The organism is Gemmatimonadota bacterium (genome assembly GCA_026706345.1).
Classification (GTDB): Bacteria; JAAXHH01; JAAXHH01; order JAAXHH01; family JAAXHH01; genus JAAXHH01.
The window spans coordinates 1-2,562 of record JAPOYX010000287.1 but is presented as its reverse complement, the minus strand read 5'-3'; the positions used below and the strand labels follow the sequence as shown (position 1 = coordinate 2,562).

Annotated in this window: 5 protein-coding genes; 1 reads left to right on the top strand and 4 read right to left on the bottom strand. The window is 62.7% G+C overall.

All coding sequences use genetic code 11. The features are described 5' to 3' along the window. Positions 1-40: 40 nt before the first annotated feature. The gene (locus tag OXG98_20000; protein ID MCY3774294.1) at positions 41-547 is read right to left on the bottom strand and encodes a GNAT family N-acetyltransferase; all 507 of its coding nucleotides are present in this window, start codon (positions 545-547) and stop codon (positions 41-43) included. A gap of 329 nt (positions 548-876) precedes the next feature. Between OXG98_20000 and OXG98_19995 the strand changes: the two genes are divergently transcribed. Then, positions 877-1,383, top strand: a complete 507-nt coding sequence (locus OXG98_19995) for a GNAT family N-acetyltransferase (protein ID MCY3774293.1) — start codon at positions 877-879, stop codon at positions 1,381-1,383. Between the two features lie 50 nt (positions 1,384-1,433). Here the strand turns inward: OXG98_19995 and OXG98_19990 are convergent, their stop codons facing one another. The 3 genes from OXG98_19990 to OXG98_19980 all read right to left on the bottom strand — a co-directional run bounded on the left by OXG98_19990 (position 1,434) and on the right by OXG98_19980 (position 2,416). Further along, positions 1,434-1,778, bottom strand: a complete 345-nt coding sequence (locus OXG98_19990; protein ID MCY3774292.1) for a hypothetical protein — start codon at positions 1,776-1,778, stop codon at positions 1,434-1,436. Continuing rightward, entirely contained in the window at positions 1,778-2,041 is a 264-nt protein-coding gene (locus tag OXG98_19985; protein MCY3774291.1) for a hypothetical protein, read from the bottom strand. Before OXG98_19985 ends, OXG98_19990 begins: the two co-directional genes overlap by 1 nt. A gap of 108 nt (positions 2,042-2,149) precedes the next feature. Next, entirely contained in the window at positions 2,150-2,416 is a 267-nt protein-coding gene (locus OXG98_19980; protein MCY3774290.1) for a hypothetical protein, read from the bottom strand. Positions 2,417-2,562: the final 146 nt, after the last annotated feature.

Here is a 2,562-nt window from a genome sequence, read left to right as displayed (position 1 = left end):
TGGCACGCATCCACTGGAGACGAGCAAACCGCGCAGCCGTTCAGCGACCTGGTTCTCGTGCGCTTCCGGCGCTCTGATCGCGCCAGCCACCGAGGTACTTGCGCATGTGCACCAACGCACGCGATCCCCGGGTCTCGGTGTGCGTCACCGCGTAACCGATTTCCCGGTATAGCCGGATGTTCTCGCTGAACGCCCTGTTCGTGTAGAGCCGGATCTCGTCCACACCGCGCCGCCGCGCTTCCAGTTCCGCGAAACGCATGAGCTGTCTCCCGATACCGCGCCGCTGCAGGCGCGGCTCCACCGCCACGCTCCAGACGAGCACGTGATCGGTCCGGGCCTGCAAAACGAGCGCGCCCACCGGATTGCCATCCGCTTCGGCCAGCCACACCGCATCGTCTTTCAAGATGCTGGGCCAGTCCGCCGTCATCGGCTCGGGCTTGCCGCCGATGCGTTCCACGTACTTTGTGTAGGCACGTTCGTGGAGAAGCTGAAGGAACTCCTCATCGGTCTCGGCGGCTGGTCGTAGATGACAATAGGCGTCCCGCATGGAGGCAAACTAACCGGGGTGCGAACCGTCAATCAACGCAGCCCGATGCCGATTGCGAACAGAAATGTAGCCGCCACGAAGCCTGGAATCCCTCCCCGCCCGAGATGGACGGGGCGAACATCCGCTTGATGCAGTTACTGTGCCTGCAGATTGTTGGTCCCGAAGGTCCGGATTCATGGACGGAAGCGTCCCTCGCCTGCGATGCGGTAGTACGCACGTTCGGACGGGATCCCCCGGCCCATCTACCATCCGAACGAGGGCAAGCCCTTCCTCGCCATGGAACCGCTCGGTCGGGACGAAGCGGGCACGGTCCGTGCCGGGAACAGCGCATGCGAGACATCAACAGCCGAGACGTGCGCATACTGGAGGCGGTGTCCGCGCCTGACATTGCCGACATGCGCACCCTGTTTATCGAGTACCAGCGCTGGCTCGGCCAGGATCTGACCTTCCAGAGTTTCTCAGCCGAACTGGCATCTCTCCCAGGCGACTACGCACCGCCGCGGGGGCGCATGTTGCTGGCACGCCACGTTGACGGTACTCCGGTGGCTGGAGTCGCGATGAAACCCTTGTCGGCCGGAATCTGCGAGATGAAGCGCCTGTTCGTGCGCCGGCCCTGGCGCGGGCTGGGCTTGGGGCGAACGCTCGCCGAAGCCATCGTTGATGCGGGTCGTTCCGCCAACTACAGCCGGATGCGGCTCGACACCTTCTCCAAGCTTACGGCCGCCATGGAGCTGTACCGATCACTGGGTTTCCGCGAAATCGCTCCGTACTACGAGAATCCGCTAGACGGGGTCATCTACATGGAAATGGCGCTCGACCCGAGCGAAGGGTCCTGACCGGGCGCTAGTCGCCACCGCGCTCTCGGAAGTCGTCGTTTTGTCGCCTTCTACAGCGTGTCCCACAATTCGGGAAACTGCTGGAGCAGGCCATTGTTCGCCACGAAGAGGATGCAGGCCATATCGATGAATGCCTCCGCAACCCGATGACTGACCCACCCGGCCTCCGGCCAATCGCTGTACCCGGTTTCGTAGAACCAGAGGTCCTCGTCCTTCAGTCCCCAGCTATAGAACGGCTCGGACGTAACCAGCGGCTCCTTGGTGATGTGCATCTGGAGAACGTCTCCACGGGCACGGAAATAGAACCGTCGGCCCTTGCAACAGACGCCCTCGGCTTGCACCGGGCAGTTCCCTCCGATGCTGTCGATTTCGTAGAGCGCACCGGTCTTGGGCATTACGCGTCTCCCTCGACGATCCGCCGCGCCCGCTCACTGTCCGTCGGACGGCAGAACTCCGACGCACGCTTCCAGGTCCAGAAATTGTGCAGGCGTTGACCTGCCACGGTCTCATTGTGGCGCTCCCGGGTGTTGTCGCAGACGTACTTGCCCGGGTTGTCCGAGGTGCCCGAGCTCTTCTCCCTGAACGCTTCATAGGCGTAGCCGTGCATCATGTTGTCGAGCAGCTGCCTCGCATCCTGCACCCGATTGAGTTGTTTCACGCATTTCGCTCTGCGCGCCGGATCGTCTTGAGTTCTAAGACAGAACTGGCGACAACGCCAGCATGATTGACAAAACCAATACCGGTACCGGCAAGATCACCGCAGCCTTCATGAGCTGCTCGTTTCTTTCTCTTCTTCGCCTCTCCCATCTTCGCGCCGCTTGCCCCGCTCCGCCAAGGAAATGAGCCTGCAAACGAAGCTGAACATCAAGGTCGTGCACAGCAGGGCCACATTGGCGAGATGCGCGCCAACGCTCGTCATCAGGTCTTGCCGGCACTTGACGACATGCTCGGGTGCATTGTCTGCGGCGGTCGTTCCTCCCATGACCAGGCATGCCAGGGAAGCGGCAGCGGAACGATGGGCGAGGAAGTACATAAAGCCTTCCCTTGGCCAGAGCCCCGGTATTGCATGGCCGCGCCGGAGTCGCGCTAGGCTCCCGCGCCCGGCCGACACCCCGCCCGTCCTATGACGGGCGGGGCGCTCGTCAGCCCTGCTGCTGGCGGATGATGTCCATCAGCTCC

Coding starts and splice junctions, on each gene's coding strand:
- OXG98_20000 (MCY3774294.1), bottom strand. CDS start 547: ATGCGGGACGCCTATTGTCATCTACGACCAGCCGCCGAGACCGATGAG.
- OXG98_19990 (MCY3774292.1), bottom strand. CDS start 1,778: ATGCCCAAGACCGGTGCGCTCTACGAAATCGACAGCATCGGAGGGAAC.
- OXG98_19980 (MCY3774290.1), bottom strand. CDS start 2,416: ATGTACTTCCTCGCCCATCGTTCCGCTGCCGCTTCCCTGGCATGCCTG.
- OXG98_19995 (MCY3774293.1), top strand. CDS start 877: ATGCGAGACATCAACAGCCGAGACGTGCGCATACTGGAGGCGGTGTCC.